9 protein-coding genes, 5 pseudogenes and 1 other annotated feature are annotated in these 20,885 nt (G+C 39.5%); of the genes and pseudogenes, 3 read left to right on the forward strand and 11 right to left on the reverse strand.

Annotated features, from left to right (window positions below):
• The first annotated feature begins 106 nt into the window (after positions 1-106).
• From tehB to FTT71_RS00390, 3 genes are all read left to right on the forward strand, one after another.
• A complete protein-coding gene (tehB, locus tag FTT71_RS00380) occupies positions 107-973 on the forward strand; it encodes an SAM-dependent methyltransferase TehB (RefSeq protein WP_180160632.1) in 867 nt (288 codons plus the stop codon).
• A gap of 322 nt (positions 974-1,295) precedes the next feature.
• Positions 1,296-2,543: an integrase family protein gene (locus FTT71_RS00385; RefSeq protein WP_131261641.1), complete on the forward strand. Its 1,248-nt coding sequence runs from the start codon at positions 1,296-1,298 to the stop codon at positions 2,541-2,543.
• 269 nt (positions 2,544-2,812) lie between these two features.
• Positions 2,813-3,715, forward strand: coding sequence for an IS481 family transposase (locus FTT71_RS00390; RefSeq protein ID WP_179997021.1), 903 nt, complete (start codon positions 2,813-2,815; stop codon positions 3,713-3,715).
• 78 nt (positions 3,716-3,793) lie between these two features.
• On the opposite strand, the gene FTT71_RS00395 is transcribed toward FTT71_RS00390, so the two are convergent.
• The 11 genes and pseudogenes from FTT71_RS00395 to FTT71_RS00445 form a co-directional block, all read right to left on the reverse strand.
• Positions 3,794-4,981, reverse strand: coding sequence for an HlyD family type I secretion periplasmic adaptor subunit (locus FTT71_RS00395; protein WP_179997022.1), 1,188 nt, complete (start codon positions 4,979-4,981; stop codon positions 3,794-3,796).
• Entirely contained in the window at positions 4,978-7,107 is a 2,130-nt protein-coding gene (locus FTT71_RS00400) for a type I secretion system permease/ATPase (protein ID WP_179997023.1), read from the reverse strand. The genes FTT71_RS00395 and FTT71_RS00400 overlap by 4 nt, the downstream gene beginning before the upstream one ends.
• Positions 7,104-8,618 carry a TolC family protein gene (locus FTT71_RS00405; RefSeq protein WP_179997024.1) on the reverse strand — a complete coding sequence of 505 codons (1,515 nt, stop codon included), beginning with the start codon at positions 8,616-8,618 and terminating at the stop codon, positions 7,104-7,106. The genes FTT71_RS00400 and FTT71_RS00405 overlap by 4 nt, the downstream gene beginning before the upstream one ends.
• A gap of 125 nt (positions 8,619-8,743) precedes the next feature.
• Complete coding sequence (locus FTT71_RS00410) at positions 8,744-9,838, reverse strand: BapA prefix-like domain-containing protein (protein WP_179997025.1); 1,095 nt, start codon at positions 9,836-9,838, stop codon at positions 8,744-8,746.
• Positions 9,839-9,883: 45 nt separating this feature from the next.
• The gene (locus FTT71_RS00415) at positions 9,884-10,729 is read right to left on the reverse strand and encodes an OmpA family protein (RefSeq protein ID WP_163120772.1); all 846 of its coding nucleotides are present in this window, start codon (positions 10,727-10,729) and stop codon (positions 9,884-9,886) included.
• 251 nt (positions 10,730-10,980) lie between these two features.
• A pseudogene (locus FTT71_RS00420) lies at positions 10,981-11,466 on the reverse strand (IS3 family transposase); the annotation flags it as partial.
• Positions 11,467-11,545: 79 nt separating this feature from the next.
• Positions 11,546-12,787: pseudogene (gene ltrA, locus FTT71_RS00425) on the reverse strand (group II intron reverse transcriptase/maturase).
• A gap of 504 nt (positions 12,788-13,291) precedes the next feature.
• A pseudogene (locus tag FTT71_RS00430) lies at positions 13,292-14,034 on the reverse strand (IS3 family transposase); the annotation flags it as partial.
• Positions 13,643-13,759, reverse strand: a sequence feature (AL1L pseudoknot). (Overlaps the previous pseudogene by 117 nt.)
• Before the next feature lie 169 nt (positions 14,035-14,203).
• Positions 14,204-14,386, reverse strand: a pseudogene (locus FTT71_RS00435) (helix-turn-helix domain-containing protein); the annotation flags it as partial.
• Between the two features lie 112 nt (positions 14,387-14,498).
• Positions 14,499-14,672, reverse strand: a pseudogene (locus tag FTT71_RS00440) (transposase domain-containing protein); the annotation flags it as partial.
• Positions 14,673-14,763: 91 nt separating this feature from the next.
• Positions 14,764-20,885: cadherin-like domain-containing protein (locus tag FTT71_RS00445; RefSeq protein WP_180160633.1), on the reverse strand; the 6,122-nt coding region annotated here is incomplete at its 5' end.

Consider the following 20,885-nt stretch of genomic DNA (forward strand, 5'->3'; position numbering starts at 1 on the left):
GTCTGCAATGTTATGCTGAAATGAAGATGATATTTTCTAATCTACACAAGACACTACATTACTGTGAAGCTTTACCCCATCAGAATCGGTATAACTGGAGTTTATGATGCAACAAGAATTGATCTGTTATAAACAACTTCCAATTTGGAATTATGACTCAATTCCACAAGGGTTTAAAAAACAACACAATACCCAAGTCGGCACATGGGCAAAGTTGACTATTTTAAAAGGCGAATTGCATTTTTCGATGCTGCATGAATCTGGTGAAGTACAATCTGAGCATATTTTTTCCGTGGAAAATCAACCACCATTTATTGAACCGCAAGCGTGGCATAAAATTGTATCTGCCAGTGATGATATTGAGTGCCAGCTTAGTTTTTATTGTTTGCCTCAAGATTATTTTGTTAAAAAGTATAAATTAAGCCCAACACATTCTGAAATTTTAATGGCACTTCCACAGTTAACCGTGGGTAAAGCTTTGGATGTTGGCTGTGGTACAGGCCGAAATGCGCTGTATTTGAGCCAAAACGGTTTTCAGGTGGATGCTTGGGATGTGAATCCGAGTAGTATCCAAAAATTAAATGAAATTATTGCTACAGAACAGATTTCATCTATTCAAACTACTGTGCGGGATTTAAATCAGGATGCCACAATTACGGAGGAATATGACTTCATTAACTGTACAGTGGTGATGATGTTTTTGGCGCCTGAAACCATTCCTACGCTTATTCAGCACATGCAGCAAGCGACCAAACCACAAGGCTTTAACTTAATTGTTTGCGCTATGGATACTGAAGATTACCCTGTGCAACAAGACTTCCCTTTTAGTTTTAAAGCGGGTGAGTTAAGTGCTTATTATGCTGATTGGGATATTGTGAAATACAATGAAAATGTCGGTGAGTTGCACCGCACAGATGCAGATGGCAATCGCATTAAACAGCGTTTTGCGACGTTGTTGGCGAGGAAGAAGTAGATGTGCAAGTGGAATCTTAAATGAATAAGCTTTTGAGCTGCTCACAGACTACATTTCAATTGCTGACATAAAGCTTAAAATAAAAAACCACTTAGGATTAGTACACCTAAGTGGTTGTTTTATATGGTGGGCCCAGACAGACTTGAACTGTCGACCAACGGATTATGAGTCCGTTAACATAGTAATTTAAAATCAACAAATTAAAAATATAATGTCAATACTATCATATATTTATGTAATTTTAATAATTTATTATTAACTCTTTTTGTTGATTAATATATATTGATTTTGCTTACTACTTGCTTACCAGATGCTTACTAGAATGAAGTTAACAAAACCTGCTATTGATAAAATTGATTGCTCAGACAAAAATAAACCAACTTTTTTTTGGGATGAGAAAACACCAGGATTCGGCGTCAAAGTTACACCTAAAAATAATAAAAGCTACATTTTCCAAGGCCGTATTGGTCTTCAAAACCGTCGTATCAAAATTGGTGACGTTGATGTATGGAAATTAGATGAAGCTCGTAAATATGCACAAGAATTGGCGATTATGTGCCACAAAGGGATTGACCCATTAATCGAGCGTAAGAAAGCTTTAGCTGATAATAAAGAACTGCTAAAACAAGAAAAACGCAAAACTATTAAATTTAAAGATGTATGGTTTGAATATTTAAAAGCAAGACAACCTAATTGGCGACCAAGAAGTTATCAGGACCACATCGAATTATCTAGAGGTGGTTACGATCCTGAAAAAAATAGTGTTTATACCAGTCAACCCATTTTTCAACTGTTTGAGTACAAACTTTCTGAATTAACTGCAGATGTATTATGCGATTGGCTTGATCACAATGACTTCCGTCCAACAACATCAGCTAAAGCATACAGACTTACACGAGCTTTCCTGAATTGGTGTGATGAACACGAGGATTATGAAAACTTAGTGCCTCCAAAATCATACAACTCAAAAAAAGTTAAAGATAAAGTCCCTTCCCCAAAAGCCAAGAATGATTGTTTGATGAAACAGCATCTAAAACCATGGTTTGAAGAGGTAAATAAGTTAACTAGCAGAAAAATAGCGATTTTTTTGATATGTAGTTTAATCACTGGTTGCAGAAAGAATGAGCTGCTTTCATTAAAATGGACAGATGTCGATTTTCGTTGGAAAACAGCAAAAGTCAGGGATAAAATTGAAGATGAAGGTCGCCTAATTCCTCTAACTGCATATGTTGAAAGCTTATTATTAGAACTAAAGAAAAATTCTGATTCTAAATTCATATTTAGCAGTAAGGGCGCTGAATGTGGCCATATTGTTAATCCTTACGATAGCTTAGAGAAAATATGTAAAAAACTAAATATTGAACTTACTCCCCATGGATTGAGGAGATCATATAAAACGTTAGCTATTTGGGCAAAAATCAATGAAGGATCTTTAGCACAGATATCAGGTCATAAACCAAGTGCATTAGTTGAAAGGCACTACATCGTACGACCTATGGATATGCTACAAGAAACACTACAAGAATATGAGGATTGGATTTTGCAACAAGTGCGAAATGGCATTAATTGAAATACCTCGATACGGACTAATGCCAGTCAGTTAAGAAATTGACTGGTAAAGGGTGTAAATAATTCTGTGTAAATACAGTTTTAAAAACACTTGGTTACACGCTCTTCAAAAGAGGGCGTTCAAAAATCTATGTCAGTAAATTTGACTACATTTTAATTATATCGATCTAATCGACCTTAAAAGTAAATGGATAATTGAGTAATGTGTGAAAATTGAGACTTCTACTGACATTTTGGTAAATTTTACCTCATGTCATAGGAGTTTGAATTTTGAGTACAAAAGCCCAACGGGAAATTGCCCATAAATTAAAAGTGTTTGCTCATGCTGAACAAAATGGCAATGTTGTATTGACCTGTCGATATTTTGGTATTTCACGAAATACTTTTTATCGTTGGAAGAGGAATTATAAATCCAAAGGAGAGATAGGATTAGTCAACAGTAAGCCATGTCCACAGAACCTTAAGCTACGCACGCCTGCTGTGATTGAAGATAAGATTATTTATTTACGTCAACACTATCATTTTGGACAACTACGGATCAGTTGGTATTTATGGCGTTATCACCAAATTAAAATTTCAGCAGCTGGGGCGTACCATGTTTTAAAACGGCATGGTATGAATCGATTACCCCAAAATCAGCGTAAACGTTCTATTCCTATTCCTCAACGTTATAAAAAACAAGTACCAGGGCATCACGTTCAAGTTGATGTAAAGTTTCTCTTTTTTAAAGATCAAAATGGAAAACAAGTCAAACGATATCAATATACCGCTATTGATGATGCAACTAGAATTAGGGTATTAAAGATTTATGAGAAACATAATCAAGCCAATGCTATTGATTTAGTCAATTATGTGATCAACAAATTTCCTTTCCGTATTCATACCATTCAGACTGAAAACGGTCATGAGTTTCAGTCTAAATTCCATTGGCATCTGAATGATCATGCCGTTCATCATCGCTATATTAAACCCCGAACACCTAAACATAACGGTAAGGTCGAACGATCTCATAAGACGGATAAAATGGAGTTCTACCAGCTATTAGACTACACCGATGATGTGGATTTAAAAGCCAAGCTGGCCGAATGGGAGGCATTTTACAATTATGCCCGACCTCATGCAGCCATGAATGGCAAAACACCCTATGAACGATTAAAAGAAAAGTTATGCTAAAATCTTGGTGTCAGTGGAAGTCCTAGTATTCACATATAAAAAGCACAAATACAAAATTATTTACAGGCTCACTCAAAACTATCTTTCTCTTAAAGCCTCTTGTGCTTTATTAAATGGTTTTATTAGATAATCTAAAATCGTTTTCTCCCCTGTTTTAATATCGACTGTTGCAACCATGCCAGGAGTAATACTAAATTGTTTGCCTGCTTTATTCATCAATTTTCCTGAATCCGTTCGAATATACACTCGATAATAAAATTGATCTTGCTTAACTTCATCTCTCAATGTGTCTGGTGAAATAATTGAAACTTTTCCTTTCAACCCACCATAAATAGAATAATCATAGGCAGTGATCTTCACGAGTGCATCTTGCCCAGGATGAATAAAAGCAATATCTCGCGGTGAAATACGTGCCTCAACCAAAAGTTGTTCATCCAGAGGAACAATTGTCATCAACTTGCCATTTTGAGAAATCACTCCGCCAATAGTCATAACATCAATTTCTTTAATAATCCCTCGTACAGGTGATTTAAAAAGAGTACGATTTAAAGAGTCTGATTTACCTTTTACGACTTGTAATTGCGTTTCGATATCTGTGTTGGCTTTTGCCAACTCTTCTCGAGCTTTTACCAAATATTGATTTCTCACATCATTCATTTGATTGCGCAAATCTGTTGCTTGGCGCTTGAGCCGCAATACTTCGACCTCACTAGCTGCACCTTTCGCTACTAATGGTTCAGTCATTTGCAGCTCTTCATCAACTAAAATAAGTGCTTGTTGTAAACCTGACAAAGATTCTTCTAGATTAGATCGTCGTGAATGATAGAGTGCTGTTTCTTCTTCAACTAAATCTCGCTCTTTAAGTACTTCACTCGGAAATTTTAAACTAGTTCCATTAACTTCTGCACGTAGTCGCGCTGCTGTTGCTTGTGATGCTAGTAGTAAGGATGCAGATTCACCAACATTTGATGCAAAGCGAGTTGGGTCAAGTTGAGCAAGTACCTGCCCTTCTTGTACGATTTGTCCTTCATGCACATAAAGCTTTGTTAAAATTCCACCTTCAAGAGACTGTACTACTTGCTCTTTAGAAGATGGAATAACTTTGCCAATTCCTGTTGAAACTTCTTCAAGTTTAAAAAGCCATGCCCAGATGAGTAATGACAAAAGACCAATACAAATAATCCAGATAAATAAGCTAGCTCTCGGTAATGCAGGTTCTAATTCTTTAGCCTTTACAATATCACTTTTTATATATTTTCTAATCATGATGCTGTACTCGCTATATTGGTTTGAGTATTACCTAATACTTGCTCTTTAGGACCATCCATAACAATTTTTCCATCATGTACTACAATAATTCGATCCACCAACTCAAGTACTGCTCGACGATGCGTTGCAATGACCAAAGTTTTTTGTCCTAACCACCCCTTAAGGTTCTGAATTAGTTGTTTTTCAGAAACGTCATCTATTGCGGCTGTCGGCTCATCAAGCAATAGAATATTTGGTTGACGAAGTAATAATCGTGATAAAAGTAAAGCTTGACGCTGGCCACCAGAAAAACCAACACCACCTTCTAAAATTTGATGATCTAAACCTTCTTTCTTATCTAATACAAAGTTTAATGCCCCTGTGAGCTTGAGCACATTTAAAAGCTCTTGGTCAGTCGCCAAAGGTGAGCCTAATGTTAAATTTTCACGTACAGAACCAAAAAACAAATGTGCATTCTGATTGAGTAAGCCCATATCTCGACGTACATCAGTTGGATCAATTAACCCCAAGTCAACCCCATCTAAATTGATTTTCCCTTGAACAGGTTCTTGCATCCCTGATAGCAACTGTAATAGCGTTGATTTACCTGCACCATTACGACCTAAAATCGCAATTTTCTCACCCGCTTGAATTTCAAGTTTAGGAATGATGAGAGTAGGTTTTGCATCGTTTTCACTATATTTGAAGACAATATTATTAAGTTCATAATGTCCATTCAAAACAGGTCTATGAATTAAATGTGCATTTGGTGCTTGGTCAACTGGTTTCTTCATAAGCTCATCTAAACTTGTCTTAGCAACTTTAGCTTGTTGAAAACGCCCTAGAACTCCTGAAATCTGTGCAATTGGTCCAAGCATGCGCGATGATAAAATTGAACAAGCAACTAATGCACCTGTAGTCATTTCCCCTTTCATCACAGCAAAACATCCAACCAGTACGACAATCGCAAAAGTAAGCCCTTGCACTTTCTGAGTCCACGCCCCCACAATTCCAACTAATTTCCGCTGGCGCATTGAAATATCTGCAGCAGCTTCATTCATGTGATTCCATTGGTTCTGAAATCGAGATTCCGCTCGCAATAACTTAATATCTTCTATACCTTGAACAGCTTCCACCAGTGTTGCATTGCGAATAGCACCTTCACGCATTCCTTCAGATGCTAATTTTGCCAATGGCTTTTGAATCAAAATTCCAGGAATAATCATTAAAGGTACAACCAAAACCATTACCCAAAACAGATTGCCACCGATCAGCCAAAAAATTGCCAAAAACAAAAAGAAGAAAGGCAAATCTGCAATCGCTGAAATGGTTGTAGAAGTGACTAATTCACGAACACCTTCTAATTCACGTATTTGCGAAATAAACGTACCTGTGGATTTGGATCGCTCTTTATTTTTAATTCTTAAAGCATGACCAAATACCTTATCTGAGATTTTTAGATCTGCACGTTTTCCGATAATGTCTGATAAATAAATACGTGCGACTCGTAAACAAAATTCAAATATTGCTGCAATGAGTACACCACCGGCTAATACCCATAAAGTTGGAACAGACTGTGCAGGAATAACTCGATCATAAACATTCATTGAAAATAAAATTGTCGCCAAGGCAAGGATATTGGCCATTAATGATGCAAACATCACATCCAAATAGCGCTTCCAATCTCTTAGCACAATCGTCCAAAACCAGTTCTGCTCATATGGTTTAATATACTCATCAATACGGACATCAGGAATTGATTTCTCAGGTCTTAAAATATAAACATTGTTCACATTTTCTTTTAATAACTCTACAGTAAGTACTTGTGCTAATCCCTGATCACCACTGAACTGAATATTCGCATTCCCATTGGCATCGAGTTGATTCAATACGCCAACTTGCCCATCTCTCATTTGAATAAGAAGTGGTAAACGCCACGGATTCAAAATATCTTCACTAAATTCAGTTTTTCTTAGACTCATCCCGATCTGACGGCTCACCAAAATCAAAATATCATCAAGTGACTGGCTCGGATTCCAATCGAGTTGCAAGCGTAAACGCTCTTCAGATGGTTCGATACGATAATGTTTTGCAATTGCTAGAACGGCTTGAAGCCATGGCTGATAATTCATAGTTTTGCTCATGGTAAAATTTCAAACCCTTGAATAGAAGTATTATTTAGTTGATAAAATGCTCTTGAAGCACCAGTAACATAGATATACTGAATTAGGGCCGCGTAAATATCATATCTTGCATTTTCAATTTCCTGTGCGGCAGCATGAATTGCTTGTTCAGAATTCAATAAATCCACCACTGTGCGGGTGCCTAATTTATATTGTTCTTGATACAACTCTTTTGTCCGTGCCGTGGTTTCTTTTCTTAAAGCTAGAACATCCATTTGCTTTTGCTTATTTTCGACCTGCACACGAATGAGCTGTACCTGATCCAAAACATCTAAATAAACTGTGTTAACTGCTGCTTTTGCTGCTTCTTCCGCATAATTAGCAGAACGGAGTTTTGATCGGGCTGCCCCGCCTTGGAAAAAGTTGCTATTCGCTTCCAACATGACAGAGCTATAAAAACCATCATCTTCATTATTATTTGGGTTTTTCCCATTCAAAGCTTGATTTAAGCTACCTTTAATATTAATTGTTGGATATGTACTTAGTTTTGTTTGTTCTTTTTGAAATTTGGCAATTTGTACTGCTGCCTGAGCTGCTATCATCTTAGGAAGATGCGTAAATTCAGGGTCATTGTATAAACCTGCATTACGAATAATAGTATTTGGAATCCTCATCTTTAAATGGGACACATCATAGCCCAGCAGCATTTGTAACTTTTGCTGATACTGCTTTAACTGCGTTTCTTGTATGAGTAAATTTGACTGCGCCGCTTCTAAATTTGACTGTGCCTGAATCGGATCTGCCTGACTACTAATACCCGCTTTAGCCCGTAAATTAGCGATTTCTGCAATTCGAGCAATTCCTTTGATTTGTTGATTAGCAATACGAACGATTTCTTGATAACGGTTAATATTGACCATCGCATTCGCTGTTTGATATGCAATATCATCAATGCTATTTAATGTATTTGCTTGTTCTCGTAATAACTTCGCTTCTTCTATATTGATATCGCTTTTGATTTTTCCAAAATCATATAAAACCTGTGTCGCTGATAAACTGTAAAGCTGTCTTCCCCGTTCGCCAGTCGTTAAATCAGCTGTACTAATACCACCAGAGATTTGAGGAAAATATTGTGCTTTCGCCGCATCAATGTTTGCACCTTGGCCTGCAATAGTAGCAATACTCTGAGTGATTTCAGGTCGACGCTGTAGCGCTTGATGAATTGCATCAAAAAGTGTTAGCTCAGCTTCAGAGTTAATGCTTATTTTTTCCATACCTTTAAGTTGTTGTTGAATACCACTCAATTTGATAACTGGCAAAGTATCTTGCGCTGTCTGCTCACCCCATGAGTATTTACTTAGTTCTTGAATACTCACTTGATTCAAATCTGCAGGTTGCGACGAAAAAAACTGTTCGATGTTTGCTTTAGCTGAGTCTAAATAATTTTTTGGTTTTGCTGCATAAATAGGCATTATTGGTGCACAAAACGGAAGAAACAGCACAAGCCATATCTTTGATTTTATAAAATTCATGATTTAAGCATCTTGGTAAATTCATACCGTGGGAGTTTTTCAAATGCTGCGTCATAGCATTAAATGAGTACTGTAATTGCAGCCATTTTCATTACAATTTTTATCTATCTTTATCCAAAATTAACTTAAGATAAATTCAAATTTAAAATGAATGAAAGGAGCGTTATGTTTGACATAGTGTCTTCACCTTCCGCTGCAGAAGTTACTTTGACAGTAATGCCGTTTTCAAGGTCTTCAGCTGTTAATGGACGGTTAACCAGTTCAGTGCCATCTTGATCTTTGATCACAACAGTATCACCAACGCTATAACCCGCATCTTTCGGGAAGGTTACTTTTGCATCAACTTTGCCATTCTCATCAACATCTGATGGGTTAATGACATCATCACCGCCATCTTGAATTTCAACAACTGGCGCACCTGTTAGGTCTTTTTCACCGTCACCGTCAACATCGCCCGGAACTACCAAGTCAACTGTTGAATTATCGCTGCCTTCTGGTGACGTATTGCCAGCTTTATCGGTCACTGTTGCGGTAACAACTGTATCTTTACCTTCCGCAGCAGGAGTTACTTCAACAGTAATACCATTGTTGTTAATGTCATCTTTGCTTGATGCTGTAACTTCAATTTCTTCTATTGAACCATCTGGATGAGTGATCGTAATCTTATCACCCTCTACAACTGGCTCGGTCGGCTTAACAGTCACTGTAACTTTGCCGTTGACAAGATCAGTTGGATTGATAACACCATCACCACCATCATTAATCTCAACAGTTGGTGCTGTAGGTGCTGTAGTATCTTTCGGTTCTTCATCCTTGTCATTGTGATCAATAATTGCTGCAGCGCCACCAACTACAGCAGCACCCACCAACCAAGGTAACAATCCAACGAGTTGACTGCTTTCAACAGCAGGCAATAATGCTTCTAATCCTGGAATGCCTTTAAAACCCGATACGCCATCAAACCAATATAGAACACACCCATCTTCTTCAAAAACCAAATCTGAAGCGACATCGTCATATGTTATAAAAAAATTCTCAATAACAACAACTTCACCATTTTTTAACTTAAGCACTAAGTTACTGCCATCACGGATAAATTCGTCGACGTCATCACGGCTCATTTTAGTATGAACAATAGAAGCTTCGGTTAATGTAATCTGTGTCGCATTTACTGTAGACTTATTTAATGAGTCTTTCTCAATTACAATAAAATTAGTCATATTTTTACCCAAAAAATTATATTCTTTTATCTTCTAAAACTTTAACTATTTAGTAATGCCTGTAATTTCGACAGTTACACGGCGGTCAGGCTGTAAACAAGCTTTGAGTTCTTCACGCTGTTTTACATCAAAACAACCATTCGTCACAGGTTGATTTTTGCCTGCACTAGACGTTGAAATATTATTTTCAGATACACCGTTTTGAACCAACAGGTTGCGTACTGTGTCTGCACGGTTTTGCCCCAATTGATTGTTATAGCTATCACTTCCCAAACGATCTGTGTGACCAACTAAATTAATGCGGCTTACAGAAACGAAGTTGTTATGAATTTGCGAAGCAACATTCAAGACCTCTTGACGCCCCTTTGGCAGTAAATCATTCAAGGAAGAACCGTTAAATTTAAATAAAGTGTCCGCAGCTAAATCCACTCGTATTATCTGTTCCTGAGCAGCAACCTTGTGCTTCACCTCACAACTTAAAGGCTGACCATTATTGGAAATAAAAGGTTTACCGTTTGTATTGACAGAGAGTACAAATTCATTGCTTGTTAGCTTTCCTACGTTTAAGTCAACATCACAACTTTGGCATGATTCTTCAGTACAGTTTTTTACTTTGAAATTATATGTTTCTGGTTTCAATGCATATTGAGCCGAATTATTTATATAAAAATTTCCAGCTTTAATACTGTCAATATAAAATTCAATCGGGCAATTTTGCTGTTCTGCTGTATCACCACCACAAAGCTTCTCATCTCGCTTTAATACAATAGGTTGATTATTTTCTTGCGTTTTTTTCTGAAAACGTAAATCTGATGGCTTCGTATATGGGCTTGATGTGCAAGCCGCTACCCCCAATGAAGCTACAACAGCTAAAAGTGACAATCTCAACATAACTATCCCTTGTGGACTTAGAACAATTTAAGGAACAATTTCAAGCACATTTCCTACACAAATATCTTTCCATGAATCTACTGAAAAATTATTATTGTGACGCAGTGCACATTTCAACATCTTTATATCAAAATAAATGTATATTTTGAACATTTATTTTTTGTGTCAACTGTATCACTTTATAGTTTTATTAGAAATACTTAACTAGATAGTGAACCGTACCGGGTTTGTCGGAGACTTTTTTATTTAAGTTAGGCCACCTGACCTAACGGATTAATCTTATCATAGTACATTGCTTCAAACTCAAAAGGCGATACATAACCCAATGCGCTGTGTACACGCTCTTTATTGAACCAATCTACCCAGTTTAGTGTCGCAAGTTGTACATCTGCTAAACCTTGCCAATCTGCTTTTAAATATTCAATCACCTCTGTTTTGTATAAGCCATTCACCGTTTCAGCCAGAGCATTATCGTATGAATCACCCGTTGTACCGACTGATGCTCGTAAATTTGCTGCTTCTAAACGATTGGTATAGCGAATGGAAAGATATTGAACACCTCTATCTGAATGATGAATTACATTCTTTGGCATGCCTCGATCGTGCAATGCTTGCTCCAATGCATCGAGCACCATATCTGTATTCATCCGTGTAGATACTTTCCATCCAACAATTGCTCGTGAGAACACATCAATAATAAATGCGGTGTAGACCCAGCCAGAATTGGTTTGAATATACGGGTGAGTAGACCAAGGGAATTTCACCCTTAGCCCCTCGCAGAACCGGACATGAACCTCTCAGCTCATCCGGCTCCCATTATCCAACCGATGGTAAACATCCCATTTTCCAGTGCACAAAGGCATTTGGAAAATCACGCGCAAGTCGCCCTAAGGCATATCTAGCCCGTCTTTTATGACGGGCCAAGTTTTTATACTTACGCCTCATCCAGCGTATAAGATAAGCATTCATGTGTTGCCAGATCGCTGACATTGCTGAACCATGGAATCGACCATAGTATTGCTGCCAACCTTGAAGAATTGGATTGAATATTGCAGATAAATCACTTAATTCGCGATTTCACATCAGATGTAGATGCCATTTCCGAATAGTCTGTCGCATTGCTTTAAGTGCATCACGACTGACTGCAGGAGAGAAATTTACATAAACTCTTTTATACTTGTCCACAGCCTTACGGGGCCTAAACGTGTACCCGAGAAAAGTAAATTGAACATCGGGATATGCTTTACGACGATTAATATCTTGGCAATAAACAATCTTTGTCTTGTCTGGATGCAATTCGAGACCACATTCACGAAATCGTGCATCGATCTTTTGTAAAACAAGTTTGGCTTGAGATAAACTCCGACAATGAATTACGCCATCATCTGCATAACGGCAGAACCGTACACTTTGAAGATGTTTCGTAATCCACATATCAAAAGCATAATGCATAAATAAATTCGCCAATAAAGGACTCACAACACCACCTTGTGGTGTGCCGCGATTCCTTTCTAAAAGATGGCCATTTATGTGTTGCATTGGTGCTTTTAACCAACGTTGCACATATAAAAGAATCCATGGAATTTCACAGTGTTTCTTGAGTGCACGCATGAGTAAATCATGGTCGATGTTATCAAAGAGACCTTTGATATCAAATTCCACAACCCAGTCATAATCCCAACTTCGTCTCCTCACTATCGCAATTGCATCATGGGCAGAACGCCCCGGACGATATCCATATGAGTTTGGATGAAATAATGGATCAATTTTCGGCTCTAATAAGAGCTTAACTGCTGTTTGCGCGACTCGATCTGCAACTGTTGGAATACCTAGTATACGCACGCCACCTGACTTCTTTGGAATCGGAACAGCCTTAACTGGCGGTGGAAAATAACTGCCAGAACAAAGTCGATTCCATAGTTTGTATAGGTTGTTCTTTAAATGCTTTTCGAATTGCTCAATAGATTCATGATCAACGCCTGGAGCGCCACCATTCTCTTTGACTTTTTTAAATGCCTCCCAGATTAACGCTTTAGGAATATTAAATGGTTTGGTCATAAAGTTTTGCTCCTCCTGCTTGCACAGTTGACAAATCCGTAGACCTGGATAATGCAACCCCTTCGCTCCATTACCATTACAGTAACTTCAACACTACTACGAGTTGCTCCGCCCCTTGGTGACGCATTGCTATTATCAGCCTTGCCTTTTGAGCTTGTGCCTTTCGCTTGACATCGCCACCGAAGGTTCCCGCAGTTCAACGTAAGAGCCTGAATTAGGATCGCGCTGCCTCTACGCCGGACACCGAATGGCCCGTAAGCAGGTAACGGCCAAACTAATCGCGGGGTAACTTCCATCCCCGGTTTTGATGTCATTTGAGTACTTTCGACACTTGAACGGCAGTTCACTGTTGTTCGCCTTCCTAATTCTTACCTGACATCTCTACGATGCCTTTTCCATAACGCTCACGACCGGGACTTTTGATCCAAGCCGCTTATGGTGGTTTGCTACCTGCTCCTGCAAGCCGATAGCGAGGGGCCATACCCTCATCTCTTACGCCGCTTGCTGCGGCACACTAAAGTCACTGACCCATAATTGGTCAGGTCGATCAGCACTAAAATTCCGTTTCACTAAATCACCTGCCCGTTTTTGATCATCTCGGCTGCGGGTAGTTTGTTTGTTCTTACCACGCCAAACACCTTGTATATCTAGCTTTTGCATCAATCGAGCAACTGTACAACGTGCAATAACATAACCCTCACGTTTCAATTGTTGCCAAACTTTACGTACACCATATCGACCTGAACTTTCTTTCCAAATACGTTTGATTTGCTCTGCATGATGTAAATCATGCAGAGCACGTTTCGCTCGATGTTCTGGGTTATCAACGAGATCTAAAGCCCGATAATAGGTCGAAGCTGCAATCGGTAAAATTCTACAAATCGCTTCAACACCATATCGATCTTTATTGTTATGGATAAAATCCACCATTATTTGTGTGGGCGGTCGAGCTCCGCCTGGGCGAAAAAAGCGGCTGCTTTGCGTAGAATTTCATTGGCACGCTTTAATTCTTTAATTTCACGTTCCATTTGCTTCATTTTTTCTTGGTCAGATATCTGTTGTACTTTGGCAGGATTTAGTTGATCCATATGCTTTAAATACCAAACACGCAATGTTTCAGGAGTACAACCGATTTTAGGCGCAATAGCTGTGATTGCTGCCCAAGTAGAAGGATAATCTTTTTCAGATTCAATTAGTAATTGAACCGCTCTTTTTCTAATTTCGGGGGTATAGTTTGGTTTTTTCATCGGAATAGTCTCTCAGAATATTAACTCTCCGACAAACCCGGTACGGTTCACAATTACTTAAAATTATTTACAGGCTCTTAAAACGCCAAATCAAATAGCAGAGAACTTTTATCGGTTAGCTGCCTAGCATATCCCAAGTGAAAGTCTCCTGCTCATTCAGCACATATCAAGGTTTATACGGGTCAAGGATACTATTTCTAGGCTGTATACGCTGATAATGAGGTGTGATGTTCTGCCGTAAATATTTACGCACGGTATTTCTAGACACCCCCAGTTCACGACTAATGGCTTTAATAGATTTACCCTGTTGATGAAGAATTTGGATTGTCGCTGCTTGCTCCAAAGTTAACATATTGAGCAGTCCAAAATGACAGCTATATTAACCAAGGGGGTCATTTTTACACTGCCGCTAACACCATGCCTATTTTTTAATTCGGTTCAGATTTCCAGCGGTGTGGCAGTAATTATTCAATCTGGGTCACTTTATGTGTCGGCAGCCTTTTCAGCACATCACTTAAATAGGCATACGAATCCAGTCCATTCAGCTTTGCTGACTGGATTAAAGTCATGATGTTTGCCGCTCGCTGACCACTGCGCAGCGAACCTGCAAATAGCCAATTCTTGCGTCCTAAGGCCCAAAAACAATATCACACTCTTAAAATAAAAAAAGCTGGTTGCAACCAACCAGCTTTTTATTGTACCCATGCCGAGGCATGGATTCAATTCACTTTATCCAATAATAATCTGATGATTATCTAATAAAGTTTGTAAATTTACATCGGCAGCTTTATGCCCTTCAAGTACCAACAGATTTGCCCAATCATGCGCACCTGCAGCACCATCACGGTCCACTTTCACCGTCGCTGTGCCATTCACATCTTCGACTTTAATGTACTGCCCGATATCGCCTTGATTGACATCCAGTAATCCTTGGAAGAATCCTTGGCTAAACTCAATCTTATCGGCATTGACATTCGCTCCAATCTTACCAACGGTAAAATCATTCCATGTATCGGTACCATTGCCAGCAGTCGCATCGGCAGCAACTAAAACGTCATAGACTGCAGTGTCACTACCTAAACCACCAACGAAAGTGTCATTGCCCGCACCGCCATAGAAGATATCATCTCCTCTCCCACCAAGCAGATAGTCATTGCCCGCACCGCCATAGAGAGTATCATTACCATCTCCACCAACTAAGTAGTCATCACCGCCTGATCCGTGAATGGTATCATCTCCATCACCACCATTAATGTAAGCACCTTTTGCGTAGTTTGTTTCATCCACAGCACCTACTTTACTTGAAACACCACTTCCAGCTAGATACTCATACATCATTTTCTGAGTTGTACCATCACTAAAATAAACAGTAATCATTGAGCCAGCCATTTGATCAGCATAGCTATCGTTTCTTGCCACAGTCGTATCAGTATCGGCAGCAAAGTTAAAAGACTTACCAGCTGTAAACTGATTTGCTCCAGTTGTCTTGAAGTCAATCGTTAAAGTCTGTGGCTCGCGGTTATCTTTATTATTTTTTTGTCCGCCGATATTATACTTACTCACTAAGTTATGATTAATAATACTGTTGTGAACAGAGTCGCTATCAAAACGAGTCTCTGTTTTAGTTGGCGTTGGATTGAAAAGTCCAGAACTGCCACGCGCACCAAAGTGCACGTCTCGGTTAGTTGAAGTACTCAAGTCAATAACCACTTTGGTAATCTTTACCTCTGCTTTGGTAGCGTCATCAAAAGTGATCGACCAAGGTGTACCTGACCCTGTTTCACCATTGACACCTACGCTTACCTTTTTCACATCAAGTTCAACTTGTGTTGCATTAAGTATGTCATTACCAGCAGTTCCTTTCTGAAACAAGTTATCTGTATTTTTGATGTCTTTGTCTAAGCCTGTCGTTGCTTTATTAAAGTCAAGGACTTCAACTTCCAACGCTTTAGTTGTGGTCTTACTGTGCGAATTACTACTTTCAGTCGTAGTTGCTGAAATAGATAAGTTAATCTTACCAGTAAAGCCTTTGCTTGGTATTAAGCTGAGGTTATCCAAATTCCAGTCTTTAATACTCAAGCCTGTTTGACCCGCTTTAGCAGTAAAGGTATGTACACCATCGGTGATGGTGATACCAACTGGAATTCCATTGAGCTCAAGTGCAGTTAACGTTTCAGATCCATCTTTATCAATCAAATCGGCCTGGATACCAGATAGCTTGATTGGTGTGTCTTGCATACCATTATCAACCGCTTCAGCAGAGAAGTAACCCCCATCAGGTTTACCAGTCGTATTGCTTACAAAACCACCCACGTCCGCACCTAAAGTCAGTAACTCTTCGGCACTACCATAAATTTTGTAGTTTTCAGAAGTCAATAGTTTCGATGTTGCCTGAGCCCAACTTTGTCCTTTGCCTTTTTCTAGAACGCTAATGTTATATTTACCTCCACGATTTAGATTGGCAAAATAAGCTTCAAAAGTATAAAAGCCGGTTTTTTCAGGTACAAAACTGCTGATATTAATGGTACCGTTACCATCTCCGCCAATAATGGTCGGATGATAGTCGCCATAGGCGTCACCAATAGTCTGTGCTAGAACTTTACCTCCAAGCTCAATATGCATTGCATCATCGGCATAACCTTCAAAGCTATACTCACGCCCAGCTTCTAGGTAAATTAAGCCCGTATAAGACACAGCGTCAAATCTTGAACTAGCAACACTACTGCCACTAAAGTTGCCTGCAAACTCGTTGGCACGTCCAGTGCTATTTGCCTTAGCAGTGTCGAGTAAACCTTCAAGTCGGCTTGAATCAAACGTAGGTTTACTACTATTACTTAAGCTCAGGCCATTATATTGTTTAAAAATTAGACCTGTTGAAGCAGGTGCTGGTTTTAATGCAACACCTGAACCAGCTGTACTGCCTGTGCTTGAGTTATCCCAAATATTGGCATTTAAGATAATGTTTGCACCATCAGCGACTGATTCAACATTAACTTTTGCTGTAGTCGATATCTGCTGCGTACCATCAGAAACTGTGTAGTTCAGCACAATAGCATCCGTAGTATTGGCATGCGAAAAATGCTCTTTTGGTGTGAATGTCCATGTACCATCTGCATTGGCTACAATTTTACCCATACTTGGGTCTGCCAGAGTCACTGCAGTCACACTCAAACTATCGCCATCAATATCTTTGGCATTTTTCAGTAAATCTGCCTGTGTCAAGATGATCGATTGATCTTCTTTGATATTGAAAGACGTGCCTGGCGCAGTCGGTTGGTTGTTTAGACCAGACTGTTTTGAAACCACAACGTTACCTGCAGCATCTTCAGCATAGATATCAAGTGTTTTACCTTTCGCTAGCGCAGGAAGTGTTAATTTATATTCACCTGCAACACCTGTTGCAACCGCAGTGTATTTCACCCCATCAAGCGTTGTATACACCTGCTGTGCATCCGCATTGACTTTTACTGTCATTATGGTGCTTGCAACCGAACCATCCGCTGCCATTTGGTTGCTGACAACGATATTTTCAATCACTGGCGGTGTAGTATCGACTGTAAAGTTGAACTCATTTGATGCATCACTGAGCAAGCCAGTTTCATCATTATAAGCTTTTGCGGTAACTTTAACGTTACCTACCAACTTACCAGTGGTCACCGCAGCAGAAAGTTGATCAGATGATACATTCCATTCATAAACACCCGTTGCACCCTGTGGAATATCAATCTTAATTGGGGTGTTAATGTTATGTAAATACACCCAAATTTGGCTGACTAAACCATCTGTACCAAGGTCAATTGTACCTTTGATCACCCCTTGTGCATCATTGGTTACACCACCATTGACAATATTTCCAACAATACCACCTGCAACATTGTCTACATAAGCTATTACTTCAGGAGTGGCTAAACTCAACTCTGGGTTAAGCGTCTTACCATTATTGACACCAACGTTACCCGCACTATCCTCAACAAAAACTTGTAATTTAAGTGGTTCATAGTTTTCAATGGCTTGATCAAGACTCACTTTAATATCTAAGTAACCATTAAATCCAAGTGCATCTCCACCTACTACACCTGTACCCACGATTTTACCATCGTACAGTACCGTGACAATATTACCTGTTTCGGCAGAAGTTTCGCCTGACTTGGTGACTAAAGCCGTCACCTGACCATGCTCGCCATGACTTGCATCAAAGCCAACATTGGTCGCCTCTGGCGGTGTGATGTCTGTCTTAAAGGTGTACTTGTCAGTAACCTCACTTAACTTTCCAGTGACAGGGTCGTAAACTTTAACCTGAATATAAATATTATCTTCACGTAGTTCATCTGCTGCCCAAATTTCATTTAAGACTTTTTGCAAGTCCGATTCCGTCAGTCTCCACGTACCATCTGCTTCAACATTTACCTCAATATCCGCACCATTTGGATACGGCTCGACCGAAGACTCTGTGTCAGATGTATTAAACTTATTGACATAGAGGCGAATAGTAGCTTTACCATTTTGCACTAATGCTAAATCGACTTTACCAGTCAGCTCGCCTAAGACATCATTGGTAAGCTGGGTGTGAGTCTCGCCATCATTCTCAACCACCTCTTTATCAACAAGACTTACTGTCGTCGTTGTAACACTGACTTTACCTGTAGTTGCAAAATCAGCATCCTTACGAACAGAGAACTGTATTTGATAGCTGTGACCTAATGTATCTTTAAGAGTAAAGGTTGCATGTAATGGTGCAGTAGAACTGTCTAGTTGCTCTTGAATGTCCGCAATATTCAAAACCCATGAACCATCTGTATTAAAAGTTATTTCACCAATACCTGAAAGTTCATTAGAACCTAAAGACTCTTCAAACTCTATCACCTGACCAAACTTATTAGTAATTTTCCCTGTTAGTTTACCTTGACCATCTGCAGCGATACCTGTGTCTGTCACTTTATTATAAACACTACCGATATTGTCATAGTAGCCTGTAATTTCAATCACAGACTTTGGTGGTGCAGCCACAGTATAATCTTGGGTTGATTGGGCGATATTACCTGCGGTATCCGTCACTTTTGCATGAACTTGACCATCTTTCAGCTGTTTAGAGACCTCAGATGAAATTTCAGCTGTCCAACCTTTCTCTGCGTTCACTGTCGCAGTTACCATGATTGGTGCACCATCTTCACCAAGAATTGGCTGACCTTGAGCATCTTTGAAAGTTAAGGTCACAGTTGCACCTTCAGACACACCATCGACAGTACCTTTAATGGTGAAACCTTCTATTTTTTCACTCCACTGTACAAGATTATCTTCAGCAAAATCTGTAATTTTGATATCTGCAAAAGTATCAACCACTGCTGTAGCACTAACAATCTTAGAAATGTTACCCGCTTGGTCTGTTAAGCTGACCGATAACGCTAATGTCTCATCTTCACTTGGTGCTGTAAATTGGACTTGTACTTTCCCAGCCGCAACTTGTTCGGCAGTTAAGACTTGATCCTCACCATTAATCGTTAATGTATCTCCTGCACGCACAGAACCATCACTTGGCAATGTGACTGTGACTGTAACCTGACCATTTTCATCAATATCTGTCGCATTAATAAATGCATCAGCATTGCTTCCAATTGTCACAGTTGGTGTTGATGGCGCTGTGTCATCTTCAAACTCTAAGTCACCCACTGTTGCTGTAGTATTTGCAAGTGAGCCTTGCTCTCCAACCAATTCAATTTGAACTTGATTGCCCGCTTGAACCTTCGTGGTATCAACTGTGAATGAGAACTCACCATTTGCATCAGTTTGACCGCGATAAATTTCTTCACCAGCGTGATCTTTAATGATAACCGTGGTGTTTGCTTCACTGGTTTGACCTTTGACAATCAGCCGATCTGCTTCACCATCCGCCATTTCATCCGTATCTACAGGCGTTAACTGAGATATATTCAGATTTACTGGAATATCTAGTTTAGATAAGTCATCTAAGCGCTCTTTAAGTTCTGGTTGTGCACCTGGAGCTAAATCATCAACTTTGTCTTGAGCTCTTTCTTTTAAGCTTTCTGCATTTTTCACAGCTTGCTCAAGTTCAGCTTTTTGAGCTGGCGTAAAGCCATTTTGTTTCGCATTTGCAATAGCTGTCTCCGTATCTGCATAAGCTTGCTCAGCCACTGCAACAGAGGTTGATGCATCCGTCACATCCAATCGATCTTGAATATTTTTAGCTTGTGACCCTAAAGCATCTTTCGCTGTACCTTCTGGAAGTTTATTAATCGCTTCAACCGCCGAATTTAACTTAGTTTTTGCATCAGCAATCGCTTTTTCAAGTGCAGCAACTTCAGTTTCAGTCAATTCATCGTCTTCAAGCGCAGTGATTAACTTATTCTCAGCCGCTGTCACTGCAGCTTGTGCTTCATTTAATAAGTCTTGTGCTGTATCAAAGTCATCCGGTGTGCCGTTGCTGTCCGCATCGTTAATCGCTGGGATGTTTGGATCTTTCAGGTCTTCTAGGCGACCTTTAAGCTCGGTCTTAATCGAGCTGTCTTTAAGCTTACCAACTTCTTCAGCAGCGACTTCTTTGGCATCTTGTGCGGCTTTAAGCGCATCAAGCATGGCTTTGTGTTCGGTCGGATTGATCGCACCATCGGCTTCGGCTTTTGTAATTTCAGCGGCCAGGTCTTTGTAAGCTAGTTCTGCTTCTTTAACTTTCGCGATGGCATCTGCGGCGTTAGCAGCATCTTGATCATCCGGTGTGCCGTTGCTGTCCGCATCGTTAATCGCTGGGATGTTTGGATCTTTCAGGTCTTCTAGGCGACCTTTAAGCTCGGTCTTAATCGAGCTGTCTTTAAGCTTACCAACTTCTTCAGCAGCGA

The organism is Acinetobacter sp. YH01004, assembly GCF_013420455.1.
GTDB classification, from domain to species: Bacteria; Pseudomonadota; Gammaproteobacteria; order Pseudomonadales; family Moraxellaceae; genus Acinetobacter; species Acinetobacter towneri.

Coding starts and splice junctions, on each gene's coding strand:
- FTT71_RS00405 (WP_179997024.1), bottom strand. CDS start 8,618: ATGAATTTTATAAAATCAAAGATATGGCTTGTGCTGTTTCTTCCGTTT.
- FTT71_RS00395 (WP_179997022.1), bottom strand. CDS start 4,981: ATGATTAGAAAATATATAAAAAGTGATATTGTAAAGGCTAAAGAATTA.
- tehB (WP_180160632.1), top strand. CDS start 107: ATGCAACAAGAATTGATCTGTTATAAACAACTTCCAATTTGGAATTAT.
- FTT71_RS00400 (WP_179997023.1), bottom strand. CDS start 7,107: ATGAGCAAAACTATGAATTATCAGCCATGGCTTCAAGCCGTTCTAGCA.
- FTT71_RS00385 (WP_131261641.1), top strand. CDS start 1,296: ATGAAGTTAACAAAACCTGCTATTGATAAAATTGATTGCTCAGACAAA.
- FTT71_RS00415 (WP_163120772.1), bottom strand. CDS start 10,729: ATGTTGAGATTGTCACTTTTAGCTGTTGTAGCTTCATTGGGGGTAGCG.
- FTT71_RS00410 (WP_179997025.1), bottom strand. CDS start 9,838: ATGACTAATTTTATTGTAATTGAGAAAGACTCATTAAATAAGTCTACA.